Annotated in this window: 15 protein-coding genes; 13 read left to right on the plus strand and 2 right to left on the minus strand. The window is 52.2% G+C overall.

Annotation, left to right across the window (positions count from 1 at the left end; genetic code table 11):
* Nucleotides 1-66: 66 nt before the first annotated feature.
* Genes spt through J3P35_RS16800 form a run of 11 tightly spaced genes read left to right on the plus strand, consistent with a single transcriptional unit; the run spans nucleotide 67 to nucleotide 11,079 of the window.
* Nucleotides 67-1,308, plus strand: coding sequence for a serine palmitoyltransferase (spt, locus tag J3P35_RS16750; RefSeq protein ID WP_210465820.1), 1,242 nt, complete (start codon nucleotides 67-69; stop codon nucleotides 1,306-1,308).
* Entirely contained in the window at nucleotides 1,286-2,404 is a 1,119-nt protein-coding gene (locus tag J3P35_RS16755; protein WP_210465821.1) for a GNAT family N-acetyltransferase, read from the plus strand. The genes spt and J3P35_RS16755 overlap by 23 nt, the downstream gene beginning before the upstream one ends.
* The gene (locus J3P35_RS16760) at nucleotides 2,401-3,387 is read left to right on the plus strand and encodes an NAD-dependent epimerase/dehydratase family protein (protein ID WP_210465822.1); all 987 of its coding nucleotides are present in this window, start codon (nucleotides 2,401-2,403) and stop codon (nucleotides 3,385-3,387) included. Before J3P35_RS16755 ends, J3P35_RS16760 begins: the two co-directional genes overlap by 4 nt.
* A 25-nt stretch (nucleotides 3,388-3,412) precedes the next feature.
* Nucleotides 3,413-4,738 carry an inositol-3-phosphate synthase gene (locus J3P35_RS16765; protein WP_210465823.1) on the plus strand — a complete coding sequence of 442 codons (1,326 nt, stop codon included), beginning with the start codon at nucleotides 3,413-3,415 and terminating at the stop codon, nucleotides 4,736-4,738.
* Between the two features lie 7 nt (nucleotides 4,739-4,745).
* Nucleotides 4,746-5,204 (plus strand): phosphatidylglycerophosphatase A family protein, encoded by a 459-nt coding sequence (locus J3P35_RS16770; protein WP_210465824.1) that lies wholly within the window; start codon nucleotides 4,746-4,748, stop codon nucleotides 5,202-5,204.
* Complete coding sequence (locus J3P35_RS16775; protein ID WP_210465825.1) at nucleotides 5,205-5,576, plus strand: GtrA family protein; 372 nt, start codon at nucleotides 5,205-5,207, stop codon at nucleotides 5,574-5,576.
* Complete coding sequence (locus J3P35_RS16780) at nucleotides 5,563-8,166, plus strand: DUF5686 and carboxypeptidase-like regulatory domain-containing protein (RefSeq protein WP_210465826.1); 2,604 nt, start codon at nucleotides 5,563-5,565, stop codon at nucleotides 8,164-8,166. Before J3P35_RS16775 ends, J3P35_RS16780 begins: the two co-directional genes overlap by 14 nt.
* A 16-nt stretch (nucleotides 8,167-8,182) precedes the next feature.
* Complete coding sequence (locus J3P35_RS16785; RefSeq protein WP_210465827.1) at nucleotides 8,183-8,917, plus strand: CDP-alcohol phosphatidyltransferase family protein; 735 nt, start codon at nucleotides 8,183-8,185, stop codon at nucleotides 8,915-8,917.
* Between the two features lie 13 nt (nucleotides 8,918-8,930).
* Nucleotides 8,931-9,494 carry a DUF4833 domain-containing protein gene (locus J3P35_RS16790; protein WP_210465828.1) on the plus strand — a complete coding sequence of 188 codons (564 nt, stop codon included), beginning with the start codon at nucleotides 8,931-8,933 and terminating at the stop codon, nucleotides 9,492-9,494.
* Nucleotides 9,495-9,506: 12 nt separating this feature from the next.
* Nucleotides 9,507-10,127 (plus strand): sterol desaturase family protein, encoded by a 621-nt coding sequence (locus J3P35_RS16795; RefSeq protein WP_210465829.1) that lies wholly within the window; start codon nucleotides 9,507-9,509, stop codon nucleotides 10,125-10,127.
* Nucleotide 10,128: 1 nt separating this feature from the next.
* On the plus strand, nucleotides 10,129-11,079 hold the full coding sequence (locus tag J3P35_RS16800; protein WP_210465830.1) for a phosphatase PAP2 family protein: 951 nt from the start codon (nucleotides 10,129-10,131) through the stop codon (nucleotides 11,077-11,079).
* Nucleotides 11,080-11,229: 150 nt separating this feature from the next.
* Here J3P35_RS16800 and J3P35_RS16805 read toward each other — a convergent pair whose 3' ends face one another.
* A complete protein-coding gene (locus tag J3P35_RS16805; RefSeq protein WP_210465831.1) occupies nucleotides 11,230-12,039 on the minus strand; it encodes an NIPSNAP family protein in 810 nt (269 codons plus the stop codon).
* 153 nt (nucleotides 12,040-12,192) lie between these two features.
* On the minus strand, nucleotides 12,193-13,182 hold the full coding sequence (gene mgrA, locus J3P35_RS16810; RefSeq protein WP_210465832.1) for an L-glyceraldehyde 3-phosphate reductase: 990 nt from the start codon (nucleotides 13,180-13,182) through the stop codon (nucleotides 12,193-12,195).
* Nucleotides 13,183-13,642: 460 nt separating this feature from the next.
* On the opposite strand from mgrA, the gene J3P35_RS16815 reads away from it, so the two are divergent.
* Both J3P35_RS16815 and J3P35_RS16820 read left to right on the plus strand, forming a co-directional pair.
* Nucleotides 13,643-15,574, plus strand: a complete 1,932-nt coding sequence (locus J3P35_RS16815; protein WP_210465833.1) for a PAS domain-containing sensor histidine kinase — start codon at nucleotides 13,643-13,645, stop codon at nucleotides 15,572-15,574.
* A 63-nt stretch (nucleotides 15,575-15,637) separates the two neighbouring features.
* Nucleotides 15,638-16,351, plus strand: coding sequence for an outer membrane beta-barrel protein (locus tag J3P35_RS16820; RefSeq protein WP_210465834.1), 714 nt, complete (start codon nucleotides 15,638-15,640; stop codon nucleotides 16,349-16,351).
* Nucleotides 16,352-16,468 lie beyond the last annotated feature (117 nt).

Consider the following 16,468-nt stretch of genomic DNA (forward strand, 5'->3'; position numbering starts at 1 on the left):
CAAGAAGCCAATAATTGAGGAAACCTGCACGTGCGGCCATTATAAGACTAGTAAATGTCAATTGATATGACAAAAAAATTAAGCGAGAAGCTGGCGAACCGGGAGAAGGGTGCTCCTGAAAAAGCCGGAGAGAAAGCCAGGGAGTCAGGCGCTTATCCATATTTCAGGTCCATTGAATCTGCCCAGGACACTGAGGTAATTATAGAAGGGAAAAAAGTATTGATGTTTGGGTCCAATGCGTACCTGGGCCTCACCAATCACCCCAAAATCAAAGAAGCCGCCAAAAAAGCCATTGATGACTATGGCACCGGCTGCGCAGGCTCCCGGTTTTTGAACGGCACCCTGGACATTCACCTGGAACTGGAGCGCAGGCTGGCTTCCTTCGTGGGCAAAGAGGCCGCCCTGGTGTTCAGCACGGGTTTCCAGGTGAATCTGGGCGTGGTCTCCAGCTTAACCGGCCGCAATGATTATATCCTCCTGGACGAGTTCAACCACGCTTCTATTATAGACGGCAGCCGCCTCTCCTTCTCCAAAGTGCTCAAGTACAAGCACAATGACATGGAGGACCTAGAGAAGAAAATCAGCCGCCTGCCCGCCGATGCCATCAAGCTGATAGTGGTGGACGGCATCTTCAGCATGGAGGGTGACATTGTAAAGCTTCCGGAGTTGGTATCTATTGCCCAGCGCTACGGCGGCAGCATTATGGTGGATGACGCCCACAGCCTGGGTGTGATTGGCGAAAGAGGCGCCGGTACGGCCTCCCACTTCGGCCTCACTGACCAGGTAGACCTCATCATGGGCACGTTCAGTAAATCCTTGGCCTCGCTGGGCGGTTTCATCGCTGCCGACCATGAAACCATTCTGTACCTGAAACACCACGCCCGCTCGCTTATCTTCAGCGCCAGCATGTCGCCGGCCTCCGTGGCCAGCACCCTGGCCGCCCTGGACATCATCGAGACCGAACCTGAGTGGATGGAACGCCTCTGGGCCAACACCCGCTACATGACCAAATTGCTGCAGGAAGAAGGCTTTGAACTTGGACCCACCGAGTCACCCATCATCCCCATCTATGTGCGGGATAACTACAAGACGTTTATGGTGACCAAAGCCCTGCAGGACAAAGGGATCTTCGTGAACCCGGTGGTGGCCCCGGCCGTGCCAGCAGACTCCACCCTCATCCGGTTGTCGGTGATGGCGACGCATACCTTTGCCCAGATTGAGGAAGCCGTAAGCAAACTAACCGAGGCCTTCAAGGAACTTGAGATCAACTTAAAGCAAGAAGTGTATGTGGCAAGTACTGCCCGTTAACTCAAAGAGACTGCTCAAAGCCTTCATAGACTTTCCGCACGAGCTTTTCAAAGGCGATCCTAATTACGTGCCGGAGCTGTTCCTGGGCCAGTGGGACTTGCTTACCCCCGGTAAGCACCCCTTCCATGACCACTCCGCCGTGCAGCCTTTCCTGGCCTATGACGGAGACAAAATCGTTGGTCGTATTGCCGCCGTGCTTAACCGAAACCATAACCAGACGAACCAGGAGAATGACGGCTTTTTTGGGTTCTTTGACTGCATAGACAACCAGGAGGTAGCCAACCTGTTGTTCTCAGAGGCGGCTCATTGGCTTAAAGCCCAGGGCGCCCAGACCATGATAGGCCCGGTGAACCCGTCCACGAACGAGACCTGCGGCATGCTGGTGGAAGGCTTTGACTCTCCGCCAGTGGTCATGATGACCTACAACAAACCCTATTACCTGCGGTTGCTGGAAAACGCGGGCCTGAACAAGAAAGTGGACCTCATTGCCTACCAGTTCACCCAAGGCTACAACGAGCGCCCTTTCAGGATGACGAAGGTGCTGGAGGAACGGCTGCAACGGAAAGGCATCAAGATCAGAAAAATCAACCTGAAGAACTTCAAGGAAGAGGTGTCTAAAATAAGGGAAGTTTACAACAAAGCCTGGGACCAGAACCTGGGTTTCGTGCCGATGACCCCGCAGGAGTTTGACCACATGGCCAAGGACATGAAAATGATCCTGGACCCCGACTTCTGCATGGTGGCCGAGCATGACGGCGAGATCGTGGGCTTCTCCCTCTCGGTGCCGGACATCAACCAGATATTGATCAACGTGAAGAGAGGCCGCTTGCTGCCCACGGGCATTTTCAAGCTACTTTTCCAAAAGAAGAAGATAAACGGCTTGCGCATCATCGCCCTGGGTGTGCTGGAAGGTTACCGCAAACTGGGCATTGAGGCCTGCTTCTACGGCCATGCCATGGAGGAGTTCAAGAAGAAGAAAATGAAAGTGGCCGAGGCCTCCTGGATTCTGGAGAACAACACCCTCATGAACCAGGGTCTCCTGAACATGGACGCCAAACCCTACAAAAAATACCGCATCTACCAAAAAGCGATATGAAGGAACGAGTACTGATAACGGGCGCCAGTGGCTTTGTGGGCTATCACCTTGTGGAGGCAGCGGTGAACGCAGGACTAGACGTCTTTGCGGCCGTGCGCCCTTCCAGCGAGATTGACCACCTGCGGGCTTTCCCCATTCAGTACACCCACCTTGATTTCACCAGCGTGCCGGCCCTGCAAAGGGAACTGGAGGAAAAGCAGTACACCTACATCATCCACGCGGCGGGTATCACCAAAGCGAAAGATGCCCAGGAGTACAACACGGTCAACGCCGAGTACACGCGCAACCTGGCATTGGCCGCGGCGCAAGCCGCTATCCCGCTGAAGAAGTTTGTCTTCCTCAGCAGCCTGGCGGCTTTGGGGCCGGTTTCCTACAAACAGGCCCAACCCATCACCGAGGAAAGCAACGCCCAACCGGTCACGAACTACGGCCGCAGCAAGCTGCTCGCCGAGAAGTACCTGGCTCAGATAGAGAACCTGCCCTTGGTGGTCTTGCGGCCTACCGCCGTGTACGGGCCCCGAGAGAAAGACATTTTCATCCTGTTCTCTACCATCAGCAAGGGGTTAGACCCTTATATAGGAAAAACAAGCCAGAAATTGAGCTTTGTGTATGTAAAGGATCTAGCCAGAGTGGTGCTGCAGGCTTTGACCTCAGAAGTGACCCACGCCAGCTTCAATGTGTCAGATGGGAAAAGCTACGACCGGTACGCGCTGGCAGACCTCACCAAAAAAGCCCTCCGGAAGAAAGCCTTGAGGTTCCATCTACCCCTGGGGCTGGTAAAAATCATGGCTACGCTGTCTGAAAAGATGGCCGGCCGGAAAACCCCGGCCTTGAACCGGGAAAAAATAAGTGAGCTGGTGGCTGAGAACTGGAACTGCAGCATCAAGCGCCTTCAAAGAGACTTACACTATACCCCTGAGTATGACCTTGAAAAAGGGCTTTCACATACCATCAGGTGGTATAAGGAGAATAAGTGGTTATAAACAATTGATTACCTTAATAAGAACTATGGATTACCAAGTTAAGAACGCCGATGGCCGGTTAGGTATTTTGATGCCAGGGTTAGGAGCTGTAGCAACTACCCTCATTGCCGGAGTTGAATCAATCAAGAAAGGATTTTCGCAGCCAGTGGGTTCCCTCACCCAGATGGGCCGCATCCGTTTGGGTAAACGCACCGATGACCGTTTCCCCCTTATCAAAGAATTTGTACCATTAACTGACCTGGAGAACATCGTGTTCGGGGGTTGGGACGTGTACGCCGATAACGTGTTTGAAGCGGCAGTAACCGCCAAGGTATTGGAGCCGATGCTGCTGCACGCCATCAAACCTGAGCTGGAGGCTTTGAAGCCAATGAAAGCGGTGTTCGACAAGGCTTACGCCCGTAACCTGGACGGAACCCACGTGAAAGAGGGCGCCGACAAAATGGAGCTGGCCGAGATGCTGATGGAAGATATCCGCAACTTCAAGGAGATCAACAACTGCGACCGCCTGGTGATGGTATGGTGCGGCTCCACCGAGATCTACATCGAGGAGTCTGAAGTACACCAATCCGTGGCCGCTTTTGAGGAAGGCCTGCGCAACAACGATCCGGCCATTGCGCCATCAATGATCTATGCTTACGCCGCTATCAAGTCTGGCGTGCCTTTCGCGAACGGTGCCCCGAATCTGACCGTGGACATCCCGGCTATCGTAGAGCTGGCAAAGGAGAATGGGATTGCCATCTCCGGCAAGGACTTCAAAACCGGCCAAACTTTGATGAAAACCATCCTGGCGCCTGGTCTGCACGCCCGTGCCCTGGGCGTGAAAGGCTGGTTCTCTTCTAACATCCTGGGTAACCGCGACGGCTACGTGCTGGACGCCCCTGAGAACTTCAAAACCAAAGAGGTTTCCAAACTGAGCGTGCTGGACGAGATCTTCCGCCCTGAGTCTAACCCTGAGCTGTACGGTGATATGTACCACAAGGTGCGCATCAACTACTACCCGCCTCATGGTGACAACAAAGAGAGCTGGGACAACATCGACATCTTCGGCTGGTTAGGCTACCAGATGCAGATCAAGATCAACTTCCTGTGCCGCGACTCCATCTTAGCTGCGCCATTGGTGCTTGACCTGGCTTTGTTCACGGATCTGGCGCAGCGCGCGGGCATGAGCGGTATCCAGGAATGGCTGAGCTTCTACTACAAGTCACCGCAGACCGCTGAGGGACTTGCTCCGGAGCATGACATTTTCAAGCAGTTGATGAAACTGCAGAATACCCTTCGCCACATGATGGGCGAGGACCTGATCACCCACCTAGGTCTGGACTATTACCAAGACCTGGTAGAAGCGCTTTAATTACTGTATGATTCAACTGCACAAACTCATTTCCACCAGCCTGGGCATAGGGTATGTAGGCAAAGGCGGAGGTACCGTGGCCGCAGTGGCCACCTGCCTTTGCTGGTATCTCTGGTCCGGCGGTGGAGATGGGCTTGTTCTCTGGCAAGCCATCGTCACGTTCCTGATCACGGCGTTGGGCGTGTGGTCTGCCAATGAAGTGGAACCCTATTGGGGCAAAGACGACAAAAAAGTAGTCATAGACGAGGTGGCGGGCATGTGCATCAGCCTGCTGTTTTTGCCGGTGACGGTACCTTACGTATTGGCGGCCCTGGTCTTGTTCCGTTTTTTTGACATTGTGAAACCCTTCTATATAAGAAGAACAGAGAAGTTAGCCGGAGGATGGGGAGTGATGCTGGACGATGTGGTTTCCGGAATATACGCTAACGTGATCTTGCAAATTTGCTTGTACTTCGACCTTTTCTAAATGCTCACCTTTCTGAAGTCCCAAGCGGCTTCCCTAATTGCCTCGGGCACCGATTTTCTGGTGACCATCATCGCCGTTGAACTCTTAGGACTCTGGTATGTAGGCGCTACCGTTCTGGGTACTATGGCTGGCGGAATCACGCATTTCACCATCAGTAGAACCTGGGTATTTCATGCCACCCACAAAAACTTACCTACCCAAGCCACCAAATACTTTATTGTTTGGAACGGAAGCCTGATTCTCAATGCCTCAGGGGTATTTGCCTTCACCCATTACCTGGGCCTGAACTACATCTTTTCCAAGGTCTTCGTCTCGCTGCTGGTAGGTTTTTCTTACAATTATATTCAACAAAAGAGATATGTATTCAAATAAGAATGTATATGTCAGCACTTTACATATACTGGTTTACTGCTTAGCCTTTCTAGCTATTGGAGTAAATTTCAACGCTGTTCAAGCCCAGAGTGCCCCTACAGTTATCAAAGGAACCATCAAAGACGCCGTTACCAACGAGCCCTTGATAGGTGTGTCTATATTTCTGCCCGGCACCACGCAGGGCACCAGCTCCGATGTGGAGGGGAACTTTTCCCTCAGAACAAACCAGGTTGTCACCAGAATCCAGTTCACCTACCTGGGCTATAAAACCAAGACCGTGGAAATTGCCCCGGGCGAGAGCAAGGTTTTGAACGTGAAACTGGAAAGTGAGTCAAAAAGGCTGAAGGAAGTGGTTATCAAGGGCCGCAGCCGCAACTACAGCAACAAGAACAACCCGGCAGTGGACCTCATCAGGTTGGTGGTAGACAACAAAGACAAGAACCGTCTGGAGAGCTATGACTACGTGCAGTACCAGCAGTATGACAAGCTGCAGCTGGCCCTGAGCAACTCGCCGGAGAAACTCAAAAGCAACATCCTCTTCAAGAAGTACGACTTCATCATGAAGAACATAGACACCTCCAAACTGGAGGGCACCGCCGTTCTTCCGTTGTACCTGCAGGAGTCTATTTCGCAGCAGTTTTACCGAAAAGACCCCGAAAAGAGGAAAACCATAATCCAGGCCGAGAAGAAAGTGGATTTCGGGGAGTTTGTGGTGGTCAATGCCTACGTGAAGCACATGTACCAGGACATTGACATCTACAAGAACAACATCAATATCCTCACGAACCAGTTCCTGAGCCCTATTGCCGACCTGGCCCCTACGTTCTACCGTTTCTACATCACCGATACCGTGGTGGTAGACGGCCAGAAACTCACTGAGCTTTCCTTCAGCCCCAAGAACGAGACCGATTTCCTGTTCACCGGCAAGCTGTACGTGACCATGGACGGCAACTACGCCGTGCAGAAGGTAGACATGGAAGTGGGCAAGAAAGTTAACATCAACTGGGTGCGCGACCTGCACATCAACCTTGATTTTAACCGCCTGGCTAACGGCCGCTACAATTTAAGCAAAAGTGTGTTCCGGTCTCAGTTTGCGGCCACGCAGAACAGCAAAGGCGGCGTTTACGGCGAGCGAACTGTTTCTTTCCGCGACTTCAGGGTAAACCAGCCCAGACCAGAAAGCTTCTACGAAGGCGAATCCCTGACCAAAACCGAGTCTGCCGAGCGCCACGATGATGAGTTCTGGGTCGCCAACCGCCATGACGCCCTTTCCCTCACAGAGGCCAACACCTACCAGAGCATTGATTCACTCAGGAACACCCGGTCCTTCAAACGGACGCTGGATATTGCCACCATGTTCATTGCGGGCTACAAGCAGGCGGGTCCAAACTTTGAGATCGGGCCGGTGAACACGTTCTACAGCTTCAACCCGGTAGAGGGCTTCAGGCTGCGGGCCGGGGGTAGAACCACCACCACCTTCAGCAAGAAGATGATGTTTGAGACCTACGCCGCCTACGGGTTCAAAGACAAGCAATGGAAGTATTTTCTGGGTGGCACCTACTCACTCACAGACCGCTCCATCTTTGAGTTTCCGGTGCGCGCTTTACGCGTGAATTACCAAAAAGACACCAAAATCCCGGGGCAGGACCTGCAGTTTGTGCAGGAAGACAATTTCCTGCTGTCATTCAAGCGCGGTACCAATGACAAATGGCTCTACAACGAGACCTACAACGTGGACTACCTGCACGAGTTCAGAAACCATATGTCTTTCAGGGTGGGGTTCAAAAACTGGGAGCAGACCCCGGCCGGCAGCCTGGAGTATTACAAGGCTAATTACACTCCTCCTACCGAGGGTAATCCCGGCACAGAGAAAGAGATAGTAGAAAACATCACCACCTCTGAGGTGAGGCTGGAGCTGCGCTGGGCACCCAATGAGAACTTCGCCCAGGGCAAACTGTACCGCTACCCTATCGTGAACCGCTATCCTATTTTCACCTTGCGGGCGGCCGCCGGGGTAAAAGGCCTCTTCAACGGAGACTATGACTACCAGAGCCTCACGCTGAACATCACCAAGCGCTTCTACCTGTCGCAGTTTGGATACTCAGACGTGATCACTGAGGGCGGCTACATCTTCGGGCAGGTGCCGTTTCCGTTACTGGCCATTCACCGGGCCAACCAGACGTACTCGTACCAGATCCAGTCTTACAACCTCATGAACTTCCTGGAGTTTGTGAGTGACCAGTACGCCAGCATCAACATTGACCATTGTTTCAACGGCTTCATCTTCAACAAACTGCCTTTGGTGAGAAAGACCAAGCTGCGTGAGTTTGCCACCGTGAAAGTGCTGTACGGCAAGGTGCGGGAAGAAAACAACCCGGCCAACAACAAAGACCTGCTTGCCTTCCCGGCCTATGCCACCGGGCTGCCCATCACCTACACGCTGGACAAAAAACCTTACGTGGAGGCTAGCGTGGGCGTGGGCAATCTGTTCAAGTTCTTCAGGGTAGACGTGGTGAAACGCCTGTCTTACCTTAACCACCCAGATGTTTCTGAGATAGGCATCAGAGGCCGTTTTAAGTTCGATTTCTAAGAATCAAGGAGAAAGCATGGAGAGTACCCTGCCTAAAAGCACCACCAGAGACGCCCTGCAAAAGGGCATCTACAAGATTATAAATCCGTTTGTAAAGTTTATCATCTCCCTGGGGTTCACCCCCAACACCGTTACCATCACCGGTTTCCTGCTGAACATTGGCGTGGCGGTGATTTTTATCCTGGGCGGCGAGAAGGGCAACCGCGGCGATCTGAGCTACGTGGGTTGGGCCGGTTTCCTCATTCTGTTCGCTGGTTTGTTTGACATGCTGGACGGCCAGGTGGCCCGCATCGGGAAGATGAGCTCTCCGTACGGTGCCCTGTTTGACTCAGTGGTAGATCGGTACTCAGAACTGATCATGTTCCTGGGCATCTGCTACTACCTGGTGGCGCACCATTATTTCCTGAGTTCGCTCCTGGCCTTTGTGGCCATGATAGGCTCCATGATGGTGAGTTACACCCGGGCCCGGGCCGAGGGGCTGGGCGTGGAATGCAAGGGCGGTCTCATGCAAAGGCCGGAGCGCGTGGTGCTGATCGGGTTATCCAGTATCCTCTGCGGGGTGCTGGCCACCTGGATAGGCGGGAACTACCGGGTCATGTTCCCGGGCACCCAGGTGCAGGTGTTTGAGACCATGTCAGTGTTTACGTTTCCGCTGGCGGTGCTGGCGGTCATGACCAACATCACGGCTTTCAACAGATTACTGGACGCGAAAAAGGCACTGATAGAGAAAGAGAACTTGTCTGGGAAATAGGTGTTGATAGGAAATGGAAAGATTCCTCTTTTACTTTTTGGCTTTGATGGTCTTGGTGGGCACCAGCGTTTTACCGGCGTTTTCGCAGGAAACGCTTAAAACCAACAAGGGTCAGGAGCTGCCTACGCCCAAAGGCATCGCCAACATGCTGTTCTACGTGCAGCGCGACCCCAACCCCAACACCATTGTGTACGAGCTGAACTTGGACAGTAAAGGAGGTTTGATTGAGGCTGAGCCGGTGAAAATCTACTGGATCAGGTACGCCGATGGCGGGAACAAACAGGACCTCAACTTCATTCAGCGCAAGTTTGCCTACGGCCTGAACGTACGTAAAATAAGCGCCGAGAAATACGAACTTAAGTTTGTCTCTTATGGCAAGCGCACGTTTACCTTACAGAAGGGCCCCGATGGCAGGTTCCATGTGTACGCCCCCGTCAACAAGAAACAGGCGGTCCTGGACCGGGTGTTTGTGCGGATTGAGGGTGGCTCGTTCTGGGTACCTAACGTAGTCTATGCCGAGTTTAAAGGGCGGGAAACCGCCACCGGAAAAGAAATTGTAGAACGGTTCAAACCATAATTTTTCAGTTTTATGAAAAAGAACTATGTCTCCAACTCCACTGAATCCACCCGCATGTTCAAAGCCGACTGGATGGAAGCCCTCTCCAAGGTGCATTTCACGGTGCCACTGTACATCTACGTGCCGGTGATCTGCTTCCTCATCTATGACGCCCTGTTCCGGCAACACCTTCCCCTCCTCTCCTTTGTGGGTTATTACGCGGTGGGGCTGGTGGTCTGGACGCTGTCTGAGTACCTGCTGCATCGGTTCGTGTTTCACTTCGTGCCCAAGGCACCCTGGGCGTTGCGGCTGCACTTCATCTTTCACGGCGTGCACCATGACTATCCCAATGATGCCAAACGCCTGGTGATGCCGCCTTCGGCCAGTATTCCCATGGCCACCATTCTGTACCTGTTCTTCCGGCTGTTTTTGAGCGGCGGTCCGCTCCACGCTTTCTTTGCCGCCTTCTTGACCGGCTACCTGGTGTATGACATTTCGCACTACGCGCTGCACCATTTCAATTTCAAAAGTGAGTTCTGGAAAAAGCTGAAGAAGCACCACATGCTGCACCATTACTCAGATGCCACCCGCGGCTACGGCGTAAGCTCGGCCCTGTGGGACAAGGTATTTGGCTCTGATTTTATCAAAAAATAACATGCGTACTACTTCCACGGTAGAAAACAGAAAAGACACCAGCGTACCCCTTAAAGCAACCCTCTGGATCACGGCCATCTCCCTGGCCTACCTGCTGCTCTCTTACGTACTCATCGGGTTCAAGACAGACCAGTTGCTGTTGGTGGCCCTGTTTACATCTTTATACTATCTCTCCCCCATTACCCGCAAGTTTGCGGTGGGCTTCACCATTTTTATGGTCTTCTGGGTCTTGTATGATTACATGAAGGCTTTCCCCAACTACTGGTTCAACCAGGTGCACATCCAGGATCTGTACGAGGCGGAGAAAGCCCTCTTCGGGATAGTCTCCGGTGGCGTGCTGCTCACGCCGAATGAGTACTGGGCCCAGCACCACCACACTGTGCTGGATGTGCTATCTGGGGTATTTTACCTGTGCTGGGTGCCCGTGCCCATGGGCTTTGCCGCGTTTCTATTCTTCAGAGACCGGACGCAGTTCACCTATTTCTCGCTCACCTTTCTGCTGGTGAACCTCTTGGGCTTTGTGGCCTATTACCTGTACCCGGCCGCGCCGCCCTGGTACGTGCAGCTGCATGGATTTGAGTTCATCCCTAAAACCCCGGGCAACATGGCCGGCTTGGCCCGCTTTGATGCCTTCTTCGGGATAGACCTGTTCCGGGGGATGTACGCCAAAGGCTCCAACGTATTCGCGGCCATGCCATCGCTGCACTCCGCGTACCCTTTGATCGTGGTGTTCTACGGTATCAAAACCCGGCTGAAAAGCGTCAATATCATCTTCGCGACCATCATGGTGGGCATCTGGTTTGCGGCAGTCTACACCTCTCACCACTACATCCTGGATGTGCTCTTCGGGATTCTCTGCTCCTGCACGGGCATCTTCCTTTTCCAGTACCTTATGGCCAGGAAAGGCCCCACTTACCGGGCTGTGCAGCGGTTTATCAAAGCCATTGAATAGGCAGTAAGCACTTCTTCTTTTTAGACGGTTTTCCAAAAATCACCCTAAAAACAGAGAGGCCTTCCCCAGATGTTGAGGAAGGCCTCTCTGTTTTGTGCCTGTTTTCTGAAAATGCCTCTGAAACTAAAAGACAGAAACGGCAGGAAAAACTTAGATTTCTGAGTAAGCCGTGGGGTGTAGCAGGTAGATATCGGCGCGGAGAAAGTTGTTCGCGTACTCTGGCGCGGAGACCATCTTTTTCCAGGCAGGGTCGGCCCCAAAGGCTTTCCACTTTTCCTCGCGTGAGGCGATGTTGTCAAACGAGGTCATGTACATGAGGTTGGGCATTTTGCTGCCGGCCTTTACCTGCGCGTAGAACACCGGGTTGAAGCCCAGACGGCTAAAAATTTCCATCTCGCCGTTGTTGAACATAGCCACTTTGTTCTCGTGCAGTTTCTCGGAGGCGGCTTCGTAGCTGCGCAGTTCATAGATGCGGTCTGCGGGCGTCCCGTTCAGTTTGGGCGCCGAGAAAAGGGGCATACCGGTGAAAGCCTGCATCAAAACCACTTCTATGCGCTGGTACACAGGGTTGTTGAACGCCGCCTCCAGGTACTCCTGCCCCGCTGTGGCGTAGGTTTTATCCTTCTTCAGTTTCTCCTCTACCTTGAACACCTGGTCCGCAGCCTTGAACGGGATGAAGACATACACCAGTTTCTCGGCGGGCGCTGCCGATGGATTGGCCTGGTCAGCGGCGGGTTTGAACACTCCCACTTTGGCTACGCCGGCCCGGTGTAAGGCGGGCAGATAGGCGTCTTTCAGGAATTTATCTAGACGGTCTTCCTGCTGCTGGTCTTTGAGGTGGTAAATCTTGAGTTGGTAGAATTCCTGTTTAGGGGCGGCAGCAGCCCTATAGGGCAAGGCCAGGCTCACCAGGGCCAACAGCAGGAAAAGGAATTTGCTCTTTGTAAGGGGGTGCTTCATAAGGTAGATTTCTTGTAAAGGAATATACAATCTTTAATGTCCGGGATTTCTGTTTTGCCCGGTCATATAAAAACCTGTGAGGATTCTGAAACCTCACAGGTTTAGTTGCTTTACGCCTGCTTTTGAGAAAACGAGCCTAAAACCTGGAAAAACTTATTGAAGGATGGTTTCTATTCGGGCCAACTCGTCTTGCGAGAACTGGGTGTTCTGCATGCACTTGAGCGAATCGGCGAGCTGGGCCGGGGTGCTGGCGCCAATCAGAACCGAGGTTACCCGCGGGTCTTTCAGAAGCCAGGCCAACGCCATCTGCGCCAGTGACTGACCGCGGCCCTCCGCTAATTCATTCAGCTGCCGGATCTGGTTCAGACGCGCCTCTGTGATGTCGCCCTCCTGCAGGAAACCATGCGGTTTGGCGGCGCGGGAGTTCTCGGGAATGCCTTTGAGGTATTTGTTTGTGAGCAAGCCCTGGGCCAGCGGCGAGAACGGGATACAGCCCACTCCCTCCTGCTCCAGCAGGTCCAGCAGGCTTTCTTCTACCCAGCGCACAAACATGGAGTACTTAGGCTGGTGGATGAGGCAGGGTGTGCCTAATTCCTTCAGAATCTGGATGGCACGGGTGGCCTCCGGGGTTTCGTAGTTAGAGATGCCCACGTACAGCGCCTTGCCTTGTCGCACAATGGAATCCAGCGCGCCCATGGTCTCCTCCAGCGGGGTGTTGGGGTCTGGGCGGTGGCTGTAGAAAATGTCCACGTAGTCCAGCTTCATGCGTTTCAGACTCTGGTCCAGACTGGAGATGAGGTATTTGCGGGAACCCCACTCGCCGTACGGTCCCTCCCACATCTTATAGCCGGCCTTGGAAGAGATGATGAGTTCATCACGGTAGCCCCGGAAATCCTCGTGCAGGATTTTCCCGAAGTTCTCCTCTGCGGAGCCGGGAGGCGGGCCGTAGTTGTTGGCCAGGTCAAAGTGGGTGACGCCGGCGTCAAAGGCATCATGCAGGATCTGGCGAGAATTCTGCAGCACATCCACGTGCCCGAAGTTGTGCCAGAGGCCCAGAGAAAGCGCGGGCAATTTAAGGCCGCTCTTGCCGCAGCGGCGGTACTCCATCGCCTGGTAGCGCTGGTCCGAAGGTGTATAAGACATGGTTGGTTTCGTTGTTAACGGCTGTAAAATACAGTTTCTCCATGTATCCGCCAAGGCCGGGGCGCCTCACCTGGGGCTAATTGCCCGCTGCTTTTCCCAGGCAGACCCAATTTGGCCTGTTTTCCTAAAAACAGCCCAAAAAAACAAATCAGGTAACCAACAGCCAGGAGGCCTACCCTATAAGGCAAGGCTACCTTGAATTACCCCGTTTATAGGCCAGACTTCATGCCCAAAAAAAAATTGAAAAATCCTAAGTACGGTCATGTGTACGAACTTCTAAGGGAAAGCTGCGTAACAATAAGATTATACCTACAAAGGAATGGGAAAGAATCTAGGTTTTCTCCTAAACTACAACAACTGAGAAATGATAAGGTTTTAAAATTTCTAATGTTTAGTTTTACACCTACCACAAACCGCGGATAGATCACGAAACCCAAATTTTAGGCCCCCAACAACTTTTATGAACCCAGAAACAGAGCTTGCCTCCCCTGTCTTCCCGCAAAACACCAATGATGACATCTACCGATTATTGGTGGAGAGCATCACAGATTATGCAATTTTTCTCCTTGACCCCACCGGGCATGTGACCACCTGGAATACCGGAGCGAAGGCCTTGAAACAATATGAACCCGAGGAAATTATTGGACAGCATTTTTCCATATTTTATTCCCAGGAGGCAAAAGACAGGGAATACCCGGCGTATGAGTTGAAGGAGGCTTTGCGCATGGGTAAGTTTGAGGACGAGGGCTGGCGCTTCCGTAAAGACGGGCTTGCCTTTTGGGCCAACGTCATCATCTCCCCCATCTACAACCAGGACAAGGAACTACTGGGTTTTTCCAAAATCACCCGTGATTTAACCGAAAGGAAAAAAGCCGAGGATGATTTGTTCAGGGTCTACGAAGAACTTAAAAACAGTGAGGAAAGATACCGCCTGCTGGTGGAGGGCGTAGCAGATTACGCTATTTTCATGCTGAACCCCGCCGGACACGTGGCCACTTGGAACCAGGGCGCGCAGAAAATCAAAGGCTACAATGCCCAGGAGATCATCGGGAAGTATTTCGGTAAGTTCTACTCGCGGCAAGCTTTGGAGGAGGGTTTTCCGGCATATGAGCTGAAGATGGCTCGCGAGCACGGCCGCTTTGAGGACGAAGGCTGGCGCTACCGTAAAGGCGGCTCGGCGTTCTGGGCCAACGTGATCATCACGGCCATTTACAACAGCAAGAAAGAGCTCCTGGGGTTCTCAAAAATCACCCGCGACCTCACCGAGAAAAAACAACTGGAACAGCAGCTCTTCCAGACGCACGCCGATTTGCTGGAGTCTGAGGAAAAAACCCGCCTGTTAATAGACAGCGTGCAGGACTACGCCATTCTCATGCTCAACACCGAAGGAATCATCATGAGCTGGAATACGGGGGCTGAGCGCATCAAAGGCTACAAACCAGACGAGATCATTGGCAAGCATTTCTCCACGTTCTACACCCGCGAGGCCATTGAAAACGGCTTTCCTAAATTTGAGTTGACCCAGGCCCTGCAGAACGGCCGGTTTGAGGACGAAGGCTGGCGCATCAGGAAAGATGGTACTGCTTTCTGGGCCAACGTGGTGCTCACGCCTATTTTCAACTCAGAGAAACGGTTGCTGGGTTACGCCAAGATCACCCGTGACCTGACCGAGCGCCGCCGCAATGAGGAGCTGATGCAGAAAAACAAGGACCTGGTGAGAATCAACAATGACCTGGACAACTTTGTGTATTCCGCCTCCCATGACCTGAAGTCCCCTATCGCCAACCTGGAAGGCCTGTTGACCGCGCTGCAGGAAGATTTAGGTTCTGAGGTGGAGAACCACAGCCAGATTATTTCGCTCATGCAAGGTTCCATTGGCACCCTCAAAAAAGTGATTTCTGACCTGGCCGATGTCACCAGGCTGCAACTGGGCAAGCAGCAATCAGAGAGCGTTCAGATCCAGGGCTTGGTTGCCGAGGTGAAAGAGAACCTCCGCCAACTGATCAAAGCCACCAACGCCCAGATCACCGCCGATGACCTGGCCTTTGACCATCTGCATTACTCGCGCAAGAACCTGCGGAGCATTCTGCACAACCTGGTTTCTAACGCCATTAAATACGCAGACCCTAAGAAAACACCGCAGGTTACCATCAAAACCTATTTTTCAGAAACCGGCGAGCACGTGCTGTCGGTGTCAGACAATGGGTTGGGTATTCCGCCCGGTCAGTTCACCAAGATCTTTGGGATGTTTAAACGCGTGCATGACCACGTGGAGGGTACCGGCGTAGGCTTGTACCTGGTCAAAAAGATCCTGGACAATTCCGGCGACCACATCACCGTGGAAAGCGAAGAAGGCCAAGGCTCAACTTTTAAGGTTTATTTCAAACAATAAAATACTATAACTGGCGTACTTACTTCATAATCTATCCAATATTAAATAATACAAGGAAAAACTATGAAGAAGTACGCCAAGTACATGGGAGTAGTATGGCTATTCCTTTCTGGACTAAACTTATCTGCCCAGGAAGTTGACTCTGCCAAAACAAAGAATTACAAATTCTACATAGGTGTAGGGCTCCCCCTCACCATGTACTATCTCTTTTATGACCATCCAAAAAATCCCTCGTTGTTACAGCATGCCAGTTTTGTTCCCAAAAGCCTCCATTTAGGATACAGGTTAAACAAAAGGGTAATTATGGAGGGCGGCATTGCTTATGGAGGAAGTGGATATCATTATAAATTTCCACCAAGCAAGCTTATAAGTGGGGAGATGGCAGAAGATGAAGACAAATCCCGCACCCATGTAATTGCATTGCTGCTAACAAGCAAACTCATCCTAATCAATGCCAACAAGAGCTTACCCATTTACGTGACAGCCTCGGTCATGCCTGCCTACGGTACCACCAGGTATTACAGAAAACGGACGGTAAACAATGAAACTTCCACTGAGTTTGATGTGCAGGATGAAGGTATGGATGTGTTTGCCATGGCCGGATTTGGGTTCAATTACAGAATATGGAGGCGTTTCAGCGGAAAAGCAGATTTCCTTCTTTTCAGAAGAAACCTTACTGGCCGTACTTTTGACCATTATTGGGGACAAGGCTGGGGAGAAAAGGCACTGCGTTCCCTCTCCATCGGGTTCAACTATGATTTAGGGAAGAAAAGCTGATTGAATTACTCTGGTTTATTAGCTAAACGAACCCTTCTGGTTTACTCTACTTTAGAGTTTTACAGGCTTGAAATTTAAAGTTTTACAGACTTAAAACCCAACAAAGAAAAGGGCGAA

Origin of the sequence: Rufibacter roseolus, assembly GCF_017916365.1 — a bacterium.
Lineage (GTDB): Bacteria > Bacteroidota > Bacteroidia > Cytophagales > Hymenobacteraceae > Nibribacter > Nibribacter roseolus.

What these genes read in the sequence shown, in the direction of transcription:
- spt (WP_210465820.1), top strand. Translation starts at nt 67, where the DNA reads ATGACAAAAAAATTAAGCGAGAAGCTGGCGAACCGGGAGAAGGGTGCT.
- J3P35_RS16755 (WP_210465821.1), top strand. Translation starts at nt 1,286, where the DNA reads ATGTGGCAAGTACTGCCCGTTAACTCAAAGAGACTGCTCAAAGCCTTC.
- J3P35_RS16760 (WP_210465822.1), top strand. Translation starts at nt 2,401, where the DNA reads ATGAAGGAACGAGTACTGATAACGGGCGCCAGTGGCTTTGTGGGCTAT.
- J3P35_RS16765 (WP_210465823.1), top strand. Translation starts at nt 3,413, where the DNA reads ATGGATTACCAAGTTAAGAACGCCGATGGCCGGTTAGGTATTTTGATG.
- J3P35_RS16770 (WP_210465824.1), top strand. Translation starts at nt 4,746, where the DNA reads ATGATTCAACTGCACAAACTCATTTCCACCAGCCTGGGCATAGGGTAT.
- J3P35_RS16775 (WP_210465825.1), top strand. Translation starts at nt 5,205, where the DNA reads ATGCTCACCTTTCTGAAGTCCCAAGCGGCTTCCCTAATTGCCTCGGGC.
- J3P35_RS16780 (WP_210465826.1), top strand. Translation starts at nt 5,563, where the DNA reads ATGTATTCAAATAAGAATGTATATGTCAGCACTTTACATATACTGGTT.
- J3P35_RS16785 (WP_210465827.1), top strand. Translation starts at nt 8,183, where the DNA reads ATGGAGAGTACCCTGCCTAAAAGCACCACCAGAGACGCCCTGCAAAAG.
- J3P35_RS16790 (WP_210465828.1), top strand. Translation starts at nt 8,931, where the DNA reads ATGGAAAGATTCCTCTTTTACTTTTTGGCTTTGATGGTCTTGGTGGGC.
- J3P35_RS16795 (WP_210465829.1), top strand. Translation starts at nt 9,507, where the DNA reads ATGAAAAAGAACTATGTCTCCAACTCCACTGAATCCACCCGCATGTTC.
- J3P35_RS16800 (WP_210465830.1), top strand. Translation starts at nt 10,129, where the DNA reads ATGCGTACTACTTCCACGGTAGAAAACAGAAAAGACACCAGCGTACCC.
- J3P35_RS16805 (WP_210465831.1), bottom strand. Translation starts at nt 12,039, where the DNA reads ATGAAGCACCCCCTTACAAAGAGCAAATTCCTTTTCCTGCTGTTGGCC.
- mgrA (WP_210465832.1), bottom strand. Translation starts at nt 13,182, where the DNA reads ATGTCTTATACACCTTCGGACCAGCGCTACCAGGCGATGGAGTACCGC.
- J3P35_RS16815 (WP_210465833.1), top strand. Translation starts at nt 13,643, where the DNA reads ATGAACCCAGAAACAGAGCTTGCCTCCCCTGTCTTCCCGCAAAACACC.
- J3P35_RS16820 (WP_210465834.1), top strand. Translation starts at nt 15,638, where the DNA reads ATGAAGAAGTACGCCAAGTACATGGGAGTAGTATGGCTATTCCTTTCT.